This window comes from Gemmatimonadaceae bacterium (assembly GCA_035606695.1).
Classification (GTDB): Bacteria; Gemmatimonadota; Gemmatimonadetes; order Gemmatimonadales; family Gemmatimonadaceae; genus JAQBQB01.
Genome location: DATNEW010000026.1, coordinates 357,142 through 373,498, shown reverse-complemented (window position 1 = coordinate 373,498; position 16,357 = coordinate 357,142). Strand labels below are relative to the sequence as shown.

General features: G+C 65.2%; 13 protein-coding genes. 4 read left to right on the top strand and 9 right to left on the bottom strand.

The annotated features are described in order from the left end of the window. The 7 genes from VN706_12625 to VN706_12595 are packed head-to-tail and all read right to left on the bottom strand — an operon-like array spanning window position 1 to window position 7,300. Window positions 1-2,661 (bottom strand): protein kinase, encoded by a 2,661-nt coding sequence (locus VN706_12625; protein ID HXT16473.1) that lies wholly within the window; start codon window positions 2,659-2,661, stop codon window positions 1-3. After that, entirely contained in the window at window positions 2,658-3,926 is a 1,269-nt protein-coding gene (locus VN706_12620; protein ID HXT16472.1) for a SpoIIE family protein phosphatase, read from the bottom strand. Before VN706_12620 ends, VN706_12625 begins: the two co-directional genes overlap by 4 nt. A 1-nt stretch (window position 3,927) precedes the next feature. Beyond that, window positions 3,928-4,773 (bottom strand): patatin-like phospholipase family protein, encoded by an 846-nt coding sequence (locus tag VN706_12615; GenBank protein HXT16471.1) that lies wholly within the window; start codon window positions 4,771-4,773, stop codon window positions 3,928-3,930. Between the two features lies 1 nt (window position 4,774). Next, window positions 4,775-5,626, bottom strand: a complete 852-nt coding sequence (locus tag VN706_12610; protein ID HXT16470.1) for a patatin-like phospholipase family protein — start codon at window positions 5,624-5,626, stop codon at window positions 4,775-4,777. Next, window positions 5,623-5,973, bottom strand: a complete 351-nt coding sequence (locus VN706_12605; protein ID HXT16469.1) for an STAS domain-containing protein — start codon at window positions 5,971-5,973, stop codon at window positions 5,623-5,625. The genes VN706_12610 and VN706_12605 overlap by 4 nt, the downstream gene beginning before the upstream one ends. Then, window positions 5,970-6,413 (bottom strand): ATP-binding protein, encoded by a 444-nt coding sequence (locus tag VN706_12600; GenBank protein HXT16468.1) that lies wholly within the window; start codon window positions 6,411-6,413, stop codon window positions 5,970-5,972. Before VN706_12600 ends, VN706_12605 begins: the two co-directional genes overlap by 4 nt. Further along, window positions 6,410-7,300: a HAMP domain-containing sensor histidine kinase gene (locus VN706_12595; protein HXT16467.1), complete on the bottom strand. Its 891-nt coding sequence runs from the start codon at window positions 7,298-7,300 to the stop codon at window positions 6,410-6,412. The genes VN706_12600 and VN706_12595 overlap by 4 nt, the downstream gene beginning before the upstream one ends. A gap of 189 nt (window positions 7,301-7,489) precedes the next feature. Between VN706_12595 and VN706_12590 the strand changes: the two genes are divergently transcribed. The 4 genes from VN706_12590 to VN706_12575 all read left to right on the top strand — a co-directional run bounded on the left by VN706_12590 (window position 7,490) and on the right by VN706_12575 (window position 12,641). Beyond that, window positions 7,490-10,363 (top strand): BTAD domain-containing putative transcriptional regulator, encoded by a 2,874-nt coding sequence (locus tag VN706_12590; protein HXT16466.1) that lies wholly within the window; start codon window positions 7,490-7,492, stop codon window positions 10,361-10,363. Window positions 10,364-10,453: 90 nt separating this feature from the next. Further along, complete coding sequence (locus VN706_12585) at window positions 10,454-10,903, top strand: hypothetical protein (GenBank protein HXT16465.1); 450 nt, start codon at window positions 10,454-10,456, stop codon at window positions 10,901-10,903. A 182-nt stretch (window positions 10,904-11,085) separates the two neighbouring features. Further along, window positions 11,086-11,769 carry a thioredoxin domain-containing protein gene (locus VN706_12580; protein HXT16464.1) on the top strand — a complete coding sequence of 228 codons (684 nt, stop codon included), beginning with the start codon at window positions 11,086-11,088 and terminating at the stop codon, window positions 11,767-11,769. A gap of 464 nt (window positions 11,770-12,233) precedes the next feature. Further along, window positions 12,234-12,641 (top strand): hypothetical protein, encoded by a 408-nt coding sequence (locus tag VN706_12575; protein ID HXT16463.1) that lies wholly within the window; start codon window positions 12,234-12,236, stop codon window positions 12,639-12,641. Here the strand turns inward: VN706_12575 and VN706_12570 are convergent. Both VN706_12570 and VN706_12565 read right to left on the bottom strand, forming a co-directional pair. After that, window positions 12,638-15,028: an ABC transporter permease gene (locus VN706_12570; GenBank protein HXT16462.1), complete on the bottom strand. Its 2,391-nt coding sequence runs from the start codon at window positions 15,026-15,028 to the stop codon at window positions 12,638-12,640. The two genes, VN706_12575 and VN706_12570, sit on opposite strands and share 4 nt — an antisense overlap. A gap of 44 nt (window positions 15,029-15,072) precedes the next feature. Continuing rightward, window positions 15,073-16,356: a hypothetical protein gene (locus VN706_12565; protein ID HXT16461.1), complete on the bottom strand. Its 1,284-nt coding sequence runs from the start codon at window positions 16,354-16,356 to the stop codon at window positions 15,073-15,075. Window position 16,357: the final 1 nt, after the last annotated feature.

Here is a 16,357-nt window from a genome sequence, read left to right as displayed (position 1 = left end):
TCAGGGTCCTCGCGCCGCGAGCCGGCGGCGAATCTCGTCCGGCCAGTTCACGACGATCGTCAGTCGCATCTCTTCGGCGGGCGCGAGCCCGACGATCGCGTTGCCGTCGGCGGTCACGTCATAGTCCGCGTGCTCGCTGTCCGTGAGGAAGTCGTTCTCGAGCAGAGTCTCACGTCTCACGACCGACGGAACGTCTCCGCCGCTCAGCGTCGCAACGATGAACGCGCGCCCCTGCCGGTAGTAGAGCCGCGTGCCGTCGCGCGCCCACACCGGCTCGCTGCCGCCGCCAACCGAGATCTGCACGCGGCCGCCGCCGTCGCGGAACGGACGCACGTACACCTCGAATTGCCCGGACTGATCCGACGCGTACGCCATGAGCCGGCCGTCGGGCGAGAGGCGCGGTGAAAGATTCCGCGCGCCGTCGGCGATGAGCACCGTCCGCGTCGTGTCGCCGAGGCGCATCGCGCCGACTTCCATGTGACCGCGGCCGTCGTCGTTGCGGTAGAGCAGCGACTTCCCGTCGCGTGAGATCGTGCCTTCCACTTCCGGTCCGAGCACGAGCGGGGTGATGCCGCCGCTGCCGTCGGCCGGCACCCATCCGAGCCCGCGCCGCGAGTTCATGAGCGAGTAGCAGAGTACGCGCGTGCCGTCGGGCGACCATTCCGGACGTGTGTTGTACAACTCCGGCGTCAGCCGCCCCAGCGTGTGCGTGGCGATGTCGTAGTTCCAGATCGCCGTTCCAATCGGCGACTCGATCTGCAGAGCGAGATGACGTCCGTCCGGCGAGAGTCGCGGATGCGTGTACGCGCGCGGCTCATCGAGCAGTGGACGCGTGCCGGACCTGTCGGCGATGACGATCGTGTTGCGCACGCCGCCGGTGACATACGCCGCCGTTCCATTGCTCGCGATCACTGGAGCGCCCGGCCACGCACCGGGCTTGACACCGTCGAGCACGGCGACGGGCTCTCCGGTCACCTTGTGCCCCCGCGCGTCGTACGGCACGGCCATCACCACGCCGTCGCTGCGCGTGTAGAGGAGCTGTCCGTCGATGATGCCGACAGCCGCCGCGCCGATGAGCGGCGTCAGCGTGAAAGATCCGTCCTCGAGCGACGCGACGCCGATATAATCGTCGCGCGAGTCGCCGGGTCCCCAATTCGTGAACAGCACTTCCCTGCCGCCGGGGATTGCGACGGGCATCACGTGCTGCACGGCATTCGCGGGCTTCGTCAACGTCCGAACTCGCCCGCCGGACGCGTTCACCGCCGACAGTCCCGCGCTCTCGCCCGTGCCGCCGAGCACCAGCAGCGTGTCCAACGGCCAGGCGAGCGACGGAAAATCCGTCTGCGTGACGTCCGCGATGTCGGTGATCGGGCCGCCGTCGATCGGCATCTTGCGAAGCTTGGTGCCGACGAAGAAGGCGACCCAGCGTCCGTCCGGCGACACGGCCGGACTCGTCGCATCCTCGGTGCCGGCGAGCGGGCGCGGCACGAGCTCGTCCAGCGCGCGCACGACGAGCCGCGTGCTGAGTCCCGCGCGCGCGACATAGACGACACGCTTGCCATCCGGCGAGATCGCGAGATACGATCCTTCGTTGCGCGCGGTCAGACGCTCGTCGCCGCTCAGTGGAACGACGAATCGCGAGGTCACGGCGTCGGACGTCTTCGCGCGCGATGGATGCAACGCGAATCCCCCCGCGAACAACGCGACGCCGCCGAGCACAGCGGCCGTCGCGACTGCCCGGCTGCGCGGCCGCGCCGGCGCGATCGCTTTGGGCGACGCAGACGACTCCAACGCTTCCGCGAACTCGCGCGCCGTCGAGAAGCGATCGGCCGGCAGTTTGGCGAGCGCGCGCTCGACCGCGGCATCCACATGCTGCGGCACGGTGTCGCGCGCCAGACGCAATGAGCGTGGCCTCTCAGTCAGGAGCTTGGCGAACACCGCCTGCACCGACGGCCCGGTGTGCGGCGGTTCGCCGGCGAGCATCTCATAAAGCACGGCGCCGAGCGAATAGATGTCGCTGCGCGCATCGACGCGGCGATCGCCGGTCGCCTGCTCGGGCGACATGTACTGCGGCGTGCCGAGCGACAAACCGGTCTGCGTCAGTCGTTCGCCGCCGGCGCTCGACACGGCGAGCGCGAGCCCGAAGTCGGCAACCACAGGATGCACCGCCGCGGTACTCCCGCGCCCGGTCTCCGACGCATGCAGGAGAATGCTCTCTGGCTTGAGGTCGCGATGGATTACGCCATGCCGATGCGCATAATCCAGCGCGTCCGCGATCGTGATCGCAATCTGCAGCGCGATGGCCACGTCGAGCGGCCCGTCACGATCGAGCCGCTGCCGCAACGACTCACCCTCGACGTACGGCATGACGTAATACAGCGTGCTGTCGGAGCCGTTCTGGCCTTCCGCACGGCCCGAGTCGAACAGCGGCAGGATCGTGGGATGTTGCAGGTTCGCCGTGACGCGGATCTCGGTGAGGAACCGCTCCGTGCCGAGGACGGCGCCAAGATCGGGGTGCACGATCTTGAGTGCCACCGAGCGATCGTGGCGCAGGTCGCGCGCGAGATACACCGTCGCCATGCCGCCGCGTCCAATCTCACGCTCGGCGACATAGCGTTCGGCAAGCGCCGCGTTCAGGCGATGTAACACGATGTCGGTCACGCGTGTGGTCCCGTCGATCCGCCGGAATTCGGCACGCGCCGCACGACGAGCATCGCGATGTCGTCGAACTGTTCCCCACCCTGCACATGCTGCTGCACGGCGAACGACAGTCGATCGAGAATTGCTTCCGCCGACGGCGCGGACTGCGCGCACAAGCGCTGCACGCGATCGTCGCCGAGCAGCTCGCCCGCCGGCGATCGCGCTTCAGTGATGCCGTCGGTGAACATCACCAGCGCATCGCCCGGCATGAGCCGCGCGGTGCCCACGGTGAACGTCGCGTCCGCGGCGAGACCAAGCGCCGGTCCCGTCGGGTCCAGACGCAACGGCGCCTCGCCGCCGCGCATCAGCACGGGCGGCTCGTGCCCGGCGTTCACGTACAAGACCAATCCGGTCGAGGGATCGACCGCGGCGAAGAACAGCGTGGCGAACATGTTCGCGTTGCCGTGCGTGCGCGCGATGTAATCGTTCGTCGCGCCGACAGCGTGATAGAGACACGCGGTCGACGCGCCGACGCCCGACGGGCCCATCGAGGCGGGATCGGGCGCGAACAGACCCGACACGCGGCGCGCCCGCGGTTCCTCGGCGAAGCGGTCGGCGATCGCGTGGATGAGCGTGCGGCAGATCGCCATGAACAGCGCGGCGCCGACACCCTTGCCGCACACGTCGGCGATGACGATGCCGATGCGGTCTGTTCCACCGAGCTTGAACGCGTCATAGAAGTCGCCGGCGACCTGGCGCGCCGGCTGGAAACGCGCGGCGATCTCCCATCCATCCGCCGTCGGGAGAACGTCGGGGATGAAGCCTTCCTGAATCTCGCGGCCGATCTCGAGATCGCGCTCGAGCGAACGCGCGCGCAGCCGCTCGCCGTCGCGCAGGCGTTTCTTCTCCAGCGCCGACTCCACGCGCGCGCGCAGCACCACGGGATCGCACGGCTTCGGCAGAAAATCGTCGGCACCCATCTCGAGGCAGCGCACGACGCCGTCAATGTCCTCGATCGCCGAGATCATGATGACCGGCAGATGCCGCAGGAATTCATCGGCCTTGAGCCGCGCGAGCAGATCGAAGCCGTTGATCTCGGGCATCACCGTGTCGAGCAAGACAAGATCGAACTCGTCGCGTCGAATCATATCGAGCGCCAGTCGCCCGTTTTCGGCAAGACTCACCGCGTGGCCCTGGCGGCGAAGACGCCGCGAGAAGAGGTCGCGGCTCATCTCGCTGTCGTCCACGACGAGGACGCGGCTCGGATTTGCGGAAGTGCGCAGCATGTCAGTCGGCGGAGACGGGAGATTCGAGCAGACGCATGAGGTACGGCAGCTGCCGCTCGGCGGCGCGCTCGCCGCATTCGACGATGTATGGAATGAGCGCCGAGTCCTTGAAGCCGATCGGACGGTCGAATTCGGGCAGCACGGGAATGATTTCGGCGTGATGCGCCAGCGAGTGGAACGCGAAGCTCGCGCGCATGAGATGATTGGTCGACATCGCGATGACGTTGCCGACAGCGTCCCACACCGAGCGCACGGCCGGCTTGTATGAGTTCTCGAAACCCATCGCGAGAATGATCTCGCTGCCTTCGCGAATGGCCGCGTCGACCGGCAGCGGATTGGAGAGGCCGCCGTCCATGAGGAGTCGATCGCCAACGCGGCACGCGGGAAGAACGATCGGCAGCGACACGCTGGCGCGAACGGCATCGGCGACGCGTCCTTCGTCGATCAAAACACATTCCCCGCTTTCCGCATCCGTGGCCGCCACGAGCAGTGGTATGCGCGCGTCCGAAAACATCGAGTTGCCGAAGAGCTCATGCATCTCCGCGTTGATCTTCGTGTCGCGGCTCAAGCCCACGCGAGCGTCGTAGCCGAGCATGCGCGGCAGCGCGGCGCGCGCGACGCCCACCGGATCGAACGACAGCAGGCTGTCCCACATCCATTTGGTGCGCTCTTCCGCCAGCGCGAGCGGGTGACCGAGCGCCAACCCCGCGGCGTAGAGCGCGCCGCCGCTCGACCCGATCGCGAGATCGGGTTGAATGCCTTCCCGCGCGAGCACGCGCCAGAGACCCAGCGCGGCGGCACACTTGAGTCCTCCGGAGCCGATCACGACCGCGATGCGCGGCGCCATGCTATGCTCCGGCTCCGACCGCGCGCGACTCGAGCAGCCGGCGCAGATACGGCAGCTGCTCCGCCATCGCCCGCTCGCCCACGTCCATGATGTACGGCATCTTCTCGACGTCGAACAGCCGAACGCGCTGGGTGAACTGCGGAACGACGAGCAACAGCTCGCCGTGATGCGCCGCGCCGTGGAACGCGAACATCGCCTTGAGCAGGTTGTTGCTCAGAATGGAGCTGAGCTGCATCGCGAACCGGCTCGGCGAATGAATGCGTTCCTGGTAGACGCTCTCGAACCCCATCGCGATGACGACGTCCGCGCCTTCGCGAATGGCGACGCCCACGGGAAGCGGATCGGACATGAAGCCGTCGACGAGCAGACGGCCATCTATGCGCACGGGTGGAAAGGCAAACGGCAGCGCGAGGCTCGCGCGAATGGCGTCGACGATGCGCCCGCGCGACAGCACCACCTGCTCGCCGTTCGAGAAATCCGTCGCGGTGATGTGCAATGGAATATTACAATCTTCGAACGTGCGATCGCCGAACGCGGCAGCGAGCCGCCGCTCGAGCAGCCGGTCGTCCTTGAGGCCCCACTCCTCGGTGAAGCGCAGCGCGCGCGGAAACAACGCCTGCCACATCGCGCGGCGATTCGCCCGCTCGGCCACCTCGCGCGTCCAGAGCGTGCGATTCTTCTCGGCCGCTTCCTCGACGCTCATGCCCAGCGCGATGCACGCGGTGTAGATGGCGCCCGCGCTGCAGCCGACCAGCCGGTCGATCGCGACGCCTTCGCGGCGCAGCAGCCGGAACATGCCGAGCGATGCCGCGCACTTCACGCTGCCTGAGCCGACGACGACGGTGAGGCTCATGCGCGAACCGCCGTCGCGTAGCTGGCCACCGCGCTCTCGACGTCCGGATAGCACTTTAGAATACTGGTAAACCCGCTCATCGTGAGGACGCGCCGCACCTTGTCGGTGACGCCGGCCAACCGCAGGTCGCCGCCGCGATGACGCGCCTCGCGCATCGTCGCGAGCAGCACGCGAAGCCCGGCGCTGCTGGTGTACTCCAGCCCCGCGCACCCGGCGACGAGCTGCGTGCGCCCCGAACGCACCTCGGTATCGAAGGCCCGCTGGAGCGTGTCGGCGGTGAGCGCGTCCAGGCTGCCGTCGACTGACACGACGGTGGCGGTGGCGCGTTGATCGATCGCGATGTTCATGAGGGTCTCCGCACGACGACGAGAGTGAGGCGATTGCTGCCGTCGGATTCGGTCGCGTACGTGACCGAGTCGACGACGTTCTTGATGAGATGCCAGCCAAGGCCGCCGGGAAAACGCCGCACCCATCCGGAGATGGTGTCGGCGAGTGGTGCGTCGTCCGGCGGAAACGGTTTGCCGCGGTCGACGAGATGGACGCGCAGCTCGCGATCGTCCGCCTCGAACGTCACGCCGACAGGTCCCGGCGCGGTCTTCGGATAGCCGTGCTCGATCACGTTCGTGCACGCTTCGTCGACCGCCAGCTCGAGCGAGTCGCGCGCGTCCGGGGACGCGTGCGCGTCCGCGCACGCGTTTGCAACGAAACGCCGAATCGCGGCCAGATCGGTGAATGCCGCGTGGGTGAGCGACATCGAGCGATGCGTCGTCAGCTTCGTCGTGGTCACGAAACCAGTTGCGGCTCGCGCGCCAGGGCGGCCGGTGCGATGTACACTCCGCTCGCCGCGAACTCGGGCACGGACGCGGGCAGCCGAACCGAAAACGTCGAACCGGCGCCGGGCGCCGAATCCACCGAGATGTCGCCGCCCATCAGCGCGCAGAGGCGGCGGCTGAGCGCGAGACCCAATCCCGCTCCGTGCGACGAATCATCGGCGACGCCGAATGGCTGGAAGAGCTGCTTGCGCTGTTCCGGCGTCATGCCGGCGCCCGTGTCTCGCACCGCGAATGTGAGCTCGCGCCCGTCGGCCGATCGCGCCGCCTGAAGCACGACGCGTCCGCGTTCCGTGAACTTGCCCGCGTTCGACAGGAGATTGAGCAGCACCTGCCGGAGCTTCCCCGAATCGCTGCGCATGACGCCGAGGGCGTCGCCGCACTGGAGCTCGAGCGTGTTGTCGTTGCCGGCGACGAGCGGGGCCGCGGCTTCGGCGATCTCGCGCATCGCCGCGGCGACGTCGAAGCTCTCCACGACGAGCCGCGTATGCCCCGCCTCGGCACGTGAGAGATCGAGAATCGTGTCGATGACCGCCAGAAGATGCCGGGCGGCGGCGCCGATCCGATTGAGATCGGCCGTGAGCTCGCTCGCCTCCTGCTCGGGCTCCAGCACCTCGACCGCCATCGCGCTGTAATCGATGATCGCGTGCAGCGGCGTCCGGAGCTCGTGGCTCATGTTCGCCAGGAACAGACTCTTCGCGCGGTTCGCCTCCTCGGCCGCCCGGCGGGTGCGCTCGAGCAATGCCTGCGCTTCGTCGCAGCGAATTTTTGCCGAGGCGGCCTCACGGCGGGCGGCGGCGGCGCGCCGGGCGTAGAACGCCGCGAGCACGGCCGCGCACGCCATACATATGATAGAAGCGATCAGACCGAGAGCGAGAGCTGACACGATGCCGGGGGGATGACGACCGCCGAGGAACGTGAATCGGCGTTGCCGCACGCTGTTTCCGCCCCCACATTGAGGGCTCAGAGTCGCCTGCCTGTCATTTTCCGTGTGGCCCGCCTGTGGCTTGGGCCCTCCCACGCCGCTTTTCCGATGATTCGGCTGTTTTTGCTGGGCCCCCAGGACGCGCGAGACGATCAGGATCGATCGCTGCGGGCGGTGCTTGCCCAGCCGAAACGATTCGGCCTTCTCGCGTACCTGGCCGTGGAAGCGGTAAAGGGTCCGCGACGGCGCGACGAAGTGTTGGCGCTGTTCTGGCCGGAGGCCGACGAGTCGAAGGCGCGGCGCGCCCTCACCTACGCGCTCTACTTTCTGCGGCGCGAGCTCGGTCAGGACGCCATCGTGCGGCACGGCGCCGATGACCTGATGATCGCGCCCGGCGAGCTGTGGACCGACGTGCACGAGTTCGAGCGGGCCGCCGACGAAGGCCGGTTCGAGGACGCGCTGGCGCTCTATCGCGGCGATTTCCTCGACGGCTTCTACGACGCCGATGCGCCCGAGCTCGAGCAGTGGGCCGATGCGCGGCGGCTTCGGTTGCGCGAGCGGGCGCGCACGGCGGCGTGGGGCGCGATCGAAGCGGCCCGCCGAGCGCGGGATGCCGCGGCCGCGACGCGCTGGGCGCGCCGGGCGCTGGAGTTGGCGCCCGACGACGAGCGCGCGCTGAGGGAGCTGCTCTCCTCACTGCACGGCACCGGCGACGTCGCCGGCTTGGGTGCCGAGTATGAGCATTTCATAAAGCGGTTCGCGGATCTCCACGGCGTGGCGCCGTCGGCCGAGACGCGCGGGTTCTACGAGGCATTGCGGGCGACGCCGGTGGGTGTCGCGTCGCCGGTGACGCCTGTCTCACCTGCATTAGCTGTATTGCCTGCATCACCCGCTTCGCCAGTCGTGTCGGTTCCCGCGCCACCGCCGGCACCGTTGACATCACGACGATGGCGCGTCGTACTCGGCTCGGCGGCGGCACTCGTCATCGCCGGGGTCGCGTACGCATTCGCGCGAACGCCGGCCCGCTCCGACTCGGCCGCGGTCGTGGCGGTGCTGCCCTTTGCCTATCACGGCACGCCGGATCTGAGCTACACGCGCGAGGGCATCGCGACGCTCCTCGCGGCCGGGCTGGATCGCGCCGGTGGACTGCGCGCGGTCAACTCGCGCGTGATGCTCGCCGGCCTCGCGGGCGCGTCGGCTGTCACGGTTGATGATGCCGTGGCGGCGGCGCATCGCTTCGGTGCGGGCCAGTTCGTGCTCGGCGACATCACCGAGTCCGGGCGGCGGCTGCGCGTGACCGCGACCGTGTACGACGCAAAGGCGCGCCCGGTGATGGCGCCCGTCGTCGCCGACGGCGCGGCCGATTCGCTGTTCGATCTCGTCGACCGCCTCACCATGCAGATTGCCGCGGCGCGCTCGCGCGACACGACGGCGCATGCGCTCGCCGCCGTCGCCGCGGGGACACACTCGATCCCGGCGCTCCAGGCTTTTCTTGAAGGAGAGCACGACTTCCGCACCGGGCAGTACGATGCCGCGGTCCTGGCGTACCAGCGCGCGATCGCCGCCGATTCGACGTTCGCGCTCGCGTTCCTGCGCACGAGCCAGGCCGCCAACTGGACGGGCGACTATCGATTGCAGCGCATGGCCGACGACCGCGTACAGCTGCTTCAGAGCCATCTGTCGCCCCGCGACCGGCTGCGCGCGCAGGCGTGGCACTTTTCAACGATCTCTAATCGCCCGCAGCAGTCGGAAGCGCTGTATCGGCAGCTCGTCACCGAGGATCCCACCGACGTCGAAGCGTGGTATTACCTCGCGGATCTGATCTACCACTTCGGACCGCAGATCGCCTGGCCGGCCGACGAGTCGCGCGCGTCGTGGGATCACGTGCTGGCGCTCCAGCCCAACGATGCGAGCGCGCTCATTCACGTCGTCCGTCTCGCCGCGGCGTCGCATGACCGCGCCGCGTTCGATTCGCTGGCGACGCGGCTGCGTCCGCTCGACGCCTCCGAGGACACGCGCTTCGAGGTCGAAGCGTTGCGCGCCTTCGCATTCGGTGATTCCAGCGAGCGCGCGGCGCTCCTGCCGGAGGCGCGGCGACTGACCAAGGCACCGGCCGCGTTGGAGCTCGCCGGTCATCTCACGGCCGCATCCGACGACGCGCGCGGTGTCGCGGCGTTCTGGCGCGCGATCGACAACGAGCCGCCACATCTCCCCTCGCACGCGATCCTCACGCTGCATCGCGCGTCGGTGGAGCTCGCGCTCGGACACTTGCGTGCCGCGAGCGCGGCGATCGACGAAGCGGCGCCAGCCGATCCGTCCATGGCGCTGCGCTACCGCGTGCTCACCGGCACGCTCCCGTTCCTTCCGACGAACGCATGGTCGTCGGGGGTGATGGACCGCGCGCAGCACGCCGTGGACAAGGGCGACACGATTACAATTCATGAATACGCCGCCATGTGGCGCGCGTTGTCGTCGGGGCTGATCGCCGTACGCCGCGGCGATGCCGCAATCGCATCGCGTGAGTCCGCGACGCTCGACGCGACGGCGGCGCGCGGCGATTGGGAAGCAACGCAACTCGCGCCGCTGCTGCGCGGCGAAACCACGCTGTTGCAAGGGCGGACAGCCGACGCTCTCGCCGCACTCGGGCCGTATCCCGTCACCGGCGGGTGGATGGGCGACCCGAGCTCGATGCTGCTCAATGCCGAGGAGCGGTGGGTGCGCGCGGAGGTGTTGTCGAAACTCGGCCGCGATCGCGAAGCGCTGCGCGTGCTGGCGTCGATTCCCGGGCCGAATGGCGGCGACATCGCGTATGCGCCGGCGGCGCATCTCAGGCAGGGGGAATTGCTGGAGAAGCTTGGACAGCGGAATGAAGCGGCGGCGCAGTATCAGCGTGCTCTCGACTATTGGCGGACGGCGGATGCGGAGCTGGCGCCGCTCGTCGCGCGGGCGCGGGCGGGGGTGGGGCGGGTGGGGAAGCAGTAAGGCTGTGCACGCCGAGCGGCCCAAATGGCTATGCGCCGCCGGTCGAAGTGGTCATGGAATCGCGCCGTCGCGCCTACGAGACTGTGACGCATGCGATTCGCCGTCCTCTTCAGCATCGCGTGGTGCGCATCCGTTGCGAACGCTCAGGCGCCTGCTCCGAGGCTCGACGCGATGCCCCGCGCACTCGAGACCGCGTACGCGCTGAGCGCGGCACCCGCACACCTTCGAGATTCCGCCGGCGTGTACCTGCTCGATCCCGCGCGGGGATACGTCGAGGCTCGTCCGAGCCTGAACGGTTTCCGCTGTCTCGTCGCCGGAACCGAATGGAACGGGCCCGACCTGCCGTTTCGCGACGACGTCTTCGTTCCCGTCTGCTCCGATGCCGCCGGCGCGGCGCGCGGCTTCTGCCTTATCGCCGCCGGTCTCCTCCAGCTATTGATGCAGCAACATACGCGTGACCACTCCATGTATACCGGGCTCGCGAGAGGTCGAGAGCCCAAAGGTCGAAAACGGAGAGCCGCTCGGTATGCCGGCGGCTGAGGACCCGTGTTCCATGTTCAACCGGTGGAGCGTTCAATTTTCAACCGATGCTAACACGGCTGCGCAAACTGTAAAGTTCCTGCGCGTTTGCGCATTGCATCACGCGCTTGAGACTGGTTCTCTTCATACCAATCAATTGATGATTAGCCAATCGGACGCGCAAGCGACATGAGCGAGGTCTTATGAGTATCGTATTCGAGCGAGCAATATCTGGGACGCTGGCGATCGCTGCCATCGTGATCGCGGGTTCAACCTTTCACCGAGAGTTCGCTTCGCCGCCGCCAGCCGGGCCGACAATACCGAAGCCAGAATACGTTCGGGATTGGCGGGCGATTGCGAATGCTGGCATCCGAGATGGTGATTCGGCGGCGCGGATTCAGGTCATCGAATTCGCCGACTTCCAATGTCCATTTTGCGCTCAATACGAACAAACCTTGCGAGCATTCCAAAAAGAGCATCGCGGACAAGTTGCCCGGGTATTCGTGCACTTCCCGCTGACCATCCATCGCTTCGCTCGATCGGCCGCCCGTGCTGCAGAGTGCGCGGCTGCGCAGGGTCGGTTTCCCCAAATGCAGACTGCGCTATACGCCAAGCAAGATTCTTTCGGTCTGAGACCTTGGTCTGCGTATGGGGCCGACGCGGCAGTCACCGACTCGGTCAGCTTCGCGAAATGCGCGGCAGATTCGAACCGTCTGGAGCGTATCGAACAGGGAATTGCCCTCGCGAACAAGCTGAAGGTTTACGGCACGCCGGCCGTAATTATTAACGGCTGGAAGTTTATGGGCGGACCGCCCGATTCAATCTTGGCTCGTGTTGCTGATCGTCTGCTCGCGGGAAAGTCACCCGCTGATGTCGTACGACCCTAGGCGTACCGCCGAATTGCGACAACGGGCGGGTATGACCGTCCAACTTTCACTGGAGGAAGCATGACAGCGACTCGGCGGGTAACCGCACAAGCGATCATCGTTGCATTAATGGGAGGTGTTTCACTTTCGACGCCACGACGAGCCGAGGCTGGGCCTACTCCTTTTCCGCCCTGTAATCAGTTTTGTTGGTATTCTTGCTCGGACTACGGTATGTCGGGCTGCACCGCCGCCGGCGGCTGCAGCGGGGCGTGGGGCGCCACGTGCGGGGAGCTACCGTGCTCCAAATTCGGCTTGACGACCATCTTTTGTTGGCAACTCTAGTGCGGCCAACACGGGGGAGCCGTCGCCGAGCTCCTCCTACTTTCGCGCCCGGGTCGCTTCAGCGGCTCCGGGCAGCACTAGTCGCCGCGCTCTTCTGCTGTTGTACTCGACCGGAAACCCGCTCGGGTCCATCCGGCGCGACGATGACCTTGGATTTTCGCGGAGGTTTGTCCCTGCCGGTCGCGCTCTTCCTTCCGGAGTACGATGAGCATGTCATTGGTCTCAACGTTCTCGGATTTGAGCGCTTGGACTCACGAATTCAGCGTGTCGGTTCCAATTGGCTGATCGGCGGCAAACCAGCCCCGTCCGGCGCGGGGATCGCTGTCCAAACAACCACTGGCCGTGTGTTCCTCATCGATCGGCAGACGGTAGAAGCATTCGCGGCAGCAGAGTTGCGCCAAATCCGCGCACAGCGACCAGCTGGTTCTTATCCCCCAATCTCTGCGCCGTCGGCTAACACCTTCTATGTGACGGCCGCCGATTCAATCCAACCAAAGTGGGTGGAAGTAGCTCGACTCAAACGGATAAGAGAAAAGACTCCTGTTCGTTAGTCCAGCAAGAGCGCCGACGCGGGAGAGATTCGTAGCGCACGCCAGATTGGTGATATGCATGCGACGGCGGCGACCGCAATAAGCACGGTAAAAGTAACGGCGAGCGTGAGCGGGTCGTACGGTTCGATGCCGTAGAGCGAGGACTGGATCGTCTTACCAACTACGAGAGCTCCGCCCAAGCCGAACAACAGGCCCACTCCAATGGTTCGAGCAAATTCGGTGAGCAGGCTGCGCACGATGTGCTGGGAGTTCGCTCCAAAAGCACGGCGCACGCCGATTTCGCGCGTCCGACGAGTCGTCACATATGCGATGCTGCCAAACATTCCAGCGCCTGCGACTATCACGGCGAGCACCGCCATCGATGCGAAAAGTAGTGCGCTAATCCGCCACGGTCTCAGTTCAGGTTCGAGAACCTGAAGTAGGGATTTGACGTTCCATGTGATGGACGAGGAACGCCATGACGCTACCTGACGTATTAGCTGGACATCACTCGCCGACGCGCCGTGCTTCATCGTGACGATAACTGCCCTTGGTGCGCCGGCGAAGCCCCGTACCTGATTCAGCGGTAAGTAGATGTGAGGCGAGGAACTCTCGAGCAACTTCTGCGAATGGACGTCGTCAACCAGGCCGACGATTGTTCGACACTCCTCGCTCGGGCCGCCGATAACCACACAGTTATTTGCTGGCTTTGTATTGTGCCACAAATCGCGTGCGAGCATGACACTGACGATCGCAACCGGGAGCGAGCCCGACTGGTCCGTCGAGTCGAAGTCCCGGCCGCTCACCATTTTAAGTCCAACGGCTCGAAAGAAGCCCGGTGATACAACGGAGAGATCCGTGCGGCGACCCATTCGAGCATCTAGTCCCTTGTAAGGAAACACGGTCGAGTACATAGCTGACGCGAGCGGCGGCGACGCAGCGGTGGCGACGGCGGCGACTTGAGGCAATGCCCGCAATCGAGCCGCCGCCTCTGAGCTGAGGGTCTTGAATCTCTCTTCCGACACACTCGTGGTGGCACCTGGCTCAACGTACGCAACCACCAATTCATCGATCGCGTAGCCGGTGTTGGAGGAGCGGACATTGCGCAGTGATCGAACGAACAACGCCGACACGGCCAGCAACACGACTAAGAGAGCACTTTGCAGCGCTAACATGACTGATCTGAGGCGCGTGCGCTCCCGAGCGTCGTCTGTCTTCGTTCCCATCAAGACAAGATTTAGTCGCGGCGAGCGAAGTTGGAGCAGTGGAGATACTCCAGACAACAGGCCTGCTACGAGTCCGATGCCCAAAGTTAGACCGCACAGTCGAAGGTCGATCGGCGAGCCGGACCAGTCGATCCCTGGAATCAAACGATTACGGAGCCACGTGGCAGCCGCGCCTCCCAGAGCGATCGATGCCACACCGGACACGATACCAAGTATGACGTATTCAAATGCCAATTCTTGTACAAGTCGGTGCCGAGGTGCTCCGAGCGCTGAGCGAATCGCCAACTGTTTTCCCCGATATGAGCTTTGAAACACCAGCAAGTTCGAGAGGTTCGCGATGGTGATTAAGAGAATCGTGGCGGCGGCAATTTGAAAACGAGTTAGGACGTTGATAACAACGGAGCCCTGCTGTGGCTCGAGGAGCCTCGTCACGGGAGTCAGGTTCGCGGTCGCAGTCGCGTCTCCGACAACGTCTGCCCAGCGAAGCGATCGCGTGAGCGCTGCAGCGAGAGCCGGCGTGATCCGCCGATCCGGAGCCCGCGCGATGTAGTGAAAGCGAAGATCATACGGCTTCGACGCTGCAGCAGCGCTGTCCGGCCAGTACGCGAAGGGGATCCATACATCAGTATGCCAGGTGCCCACTCCGCGAAAGCCCTTCCCGGCGACGCCGATGACGGCGAATCGCTTGCCCGCAATCTGAAGATGCTGTCCCAACAGTTGGGGTGAATGCCCGAATCTCGTCTCCCATAACCGCTCACTGATGACGGCGACAGGACCTATCGGGCCGTCGCTGTGGAAGAGACGGCCTAAAGCGGCGGTGACGCCGAGGACGCCGAAGTAGTCACCGGCCACAAAAGTGCACTTGATCTGCGCCCGAAGATCATCGTCGGTCGTCTGCTCGTCATCAACGTACGGTGCGGCCGACACGCCGGGCGGCATCCCTTGACTCATTTGTGTTACTTCGCTCAACGAGAAGATGTCTCGCTCACGGCGCTCGTGCGTCAAGGGCACGACGAAGCGCTGAGTTACCCGTCGTAATTCACCTGCAGCCGTCACTCCGGCCGGCGCGCGAAGTAGGACGCTGGCCAAGACGGCAGAAACAGCCGCATTGGCGCCCACGCCAAGTGTCAGGGTGAGAACGGCAATAACGGATACCATTTTTGCCTGCCGAAACCGGCGCATCGCCGTTCTCAAGTCCTGTCGTAGAGTCTCAGGAACAAGTTGTATCATCGGCGTTGGCTCCTCTCGACCCATCGCTCGATTTCGCGCGCTGACATTGCACCGAGGTGACGATCGATCAAAATCGAATCTCTAAAGAGCAGAATTACCGGTAGTTGATTCATACCCCGCGTCAAGCCGAATGACTCCGGCCGTAGCTCAACAGTCGGAAGGTTCACTGCATGGACGAATGCAAAGCGGGCGACATCGGACGAATTGCTGGAGGGATCGACCGCCGTTGAAATACCGACGCTGTAACTTCGGGTGGCAAAATGGGCCGATGCCTGGTTAGCCGCGCCAAGGGCGTCCTTCGTGTGAGCGATCCACGCGCCCCAAATCACTAGCAAATTGATTTGGTGCGGCGGCCGGTCACTTCGAACGATCTCCTTCCAGGTCCCCTGGGACGGGAGAGTGTCGTCGTGTACTGGCAGCGGCCGCTCTGGAAGGAGCGTAACGTTGCTTGCCATAATGAAACCGCGGTAGTCATCGCCGTCGTACCGGAAGCACAGTCTCCCGTCTCGCGTCCAACTAGGGAATAAGCTGGAACCAGGTAGGCCGCTGAGCCGACGATAGGTCCGGCGTATCAAATCAACAATTACAATCTCGTACCCGGGCGCGCCTTCTTTCGGGGAATGAAAAGCGATGAATCGACCGTCCCACGAGAAGTCAGCCTTTGCGCCGGGCAGATGCGTATTGAATAGCCCTTTACAGTCTGACAAATCGCGAACGGCAACATGCCCTGCGATGAATATCGTGATGCGCCGTCCGTCCTTGGATATCAGTGGCCTTTGAGGTGGGCCACTCTTGTCGCATGAGGCGGCGCTACTCGCCGGCAGGCCCGCGCGGTCGCCCTGGAGGTAGTAGTACCGACCGATGATCGTAAGAATGAGGTCATGTCCAGACCGACGGGCCCAACTGAAATAGTCACCCAGGTTCGCCGGCGCGACGTCGGCGACGACATCGCCTGTCGTCCGATTCCAGATGCTCACGCTGGGAGTGGAATCCGGATCGGACAGGTAGATCAGGCGAGATCCGTCGACCGACCAATACGCGTCAAGTCCCGCACGCGTGAACAGGACGGCTCTCGTCCTCAGCGCCACGACTCTCAACATCCGTTTTAACGCAGTAGGGTGATGCGGGTCCGCTATCTCTGCTGAATATGCAAGCCTGCGACCGTCCGGAGAGATTCTCGCGTACGCGTAGATACCCTCCTCGACCGGAACAGACAGCACGCGCTCGAGATGTTGCGAGAGCGCGGCGGATAGCGGGCTTAAAATGAACAGAATGGCCAAC

Bases quoted from the DNA above. Each gene is read 5' to 3' on its own strand.
- VN706_12620 (HXT16472.1), bottom strand. From the start codon at position 3,926: ATGCTGCGCACTTCCGCAAATCCGAGCCGCGTCCTCGTCGTGGACGAC.
- VN706_12615 (HXT16471.1), bottom strand. From the start codon at position 4,773: ATGGCGCCGCGCATCGCGGTCGTGATCGGCTCCGGAGGACTCAAGTGT.
- VN706_12610 (HXT16470.1), bottom strand. From the start codon at position 5,626: ATGAGCCTCACCGTCGTCGTCGGCTCAGGCAGCGTGAAGTGCGCGGCA.
- VN706_12605 (HXT16469.1), bottom strand. From the start codon at position 5,973: ATGAACATCGCGATCGATCAACGCGCCACCGCCACCGTCGTGTCAGTC.
- VN706_12595 (HXT16467.1), bottom strand. From the start codon at position 7,300: ATGGCGTGCGCGGCCGTGCTCGCGGCGTTCTACGCCCGGCGCGCCGCC.
- VN706_12590 (HXT16466.1), top strand. From the start codon at position 7,490: ATGATTCGGCTGTTTTTGCTGGGCCCCCAGGACGCGCGAGACGATCAG.
- VN706_12585 (HXT16465.1), top strand. From the start codon at position 10,454: ATGCGATTCGCCGTCCTCTTCAGCATCGCGTGGTGCGCATCCGTTGCG.
- VN706_12580 (HXT16464.1), top strand. From the start codon at position 11,086: ATGAGTATCGTATTCGAGCGAGCAATATCTGGGACGCTGGCGATCGCT.
- VN706_12575 (HXT16463.1), top strand. From the start codon at position 12,234: ATGACCTTGGATTTTCGCGGAGGTTTGTCCCTGCCGGTCGCGCTCTTC.
- VN706_12570 (HXT16462.1), bottom strand. From the start codon at position 15,028: ATGCGCCGGTTTCGGCAGGCAAAAATGGTATCCGTTATTGCCGTTCTC.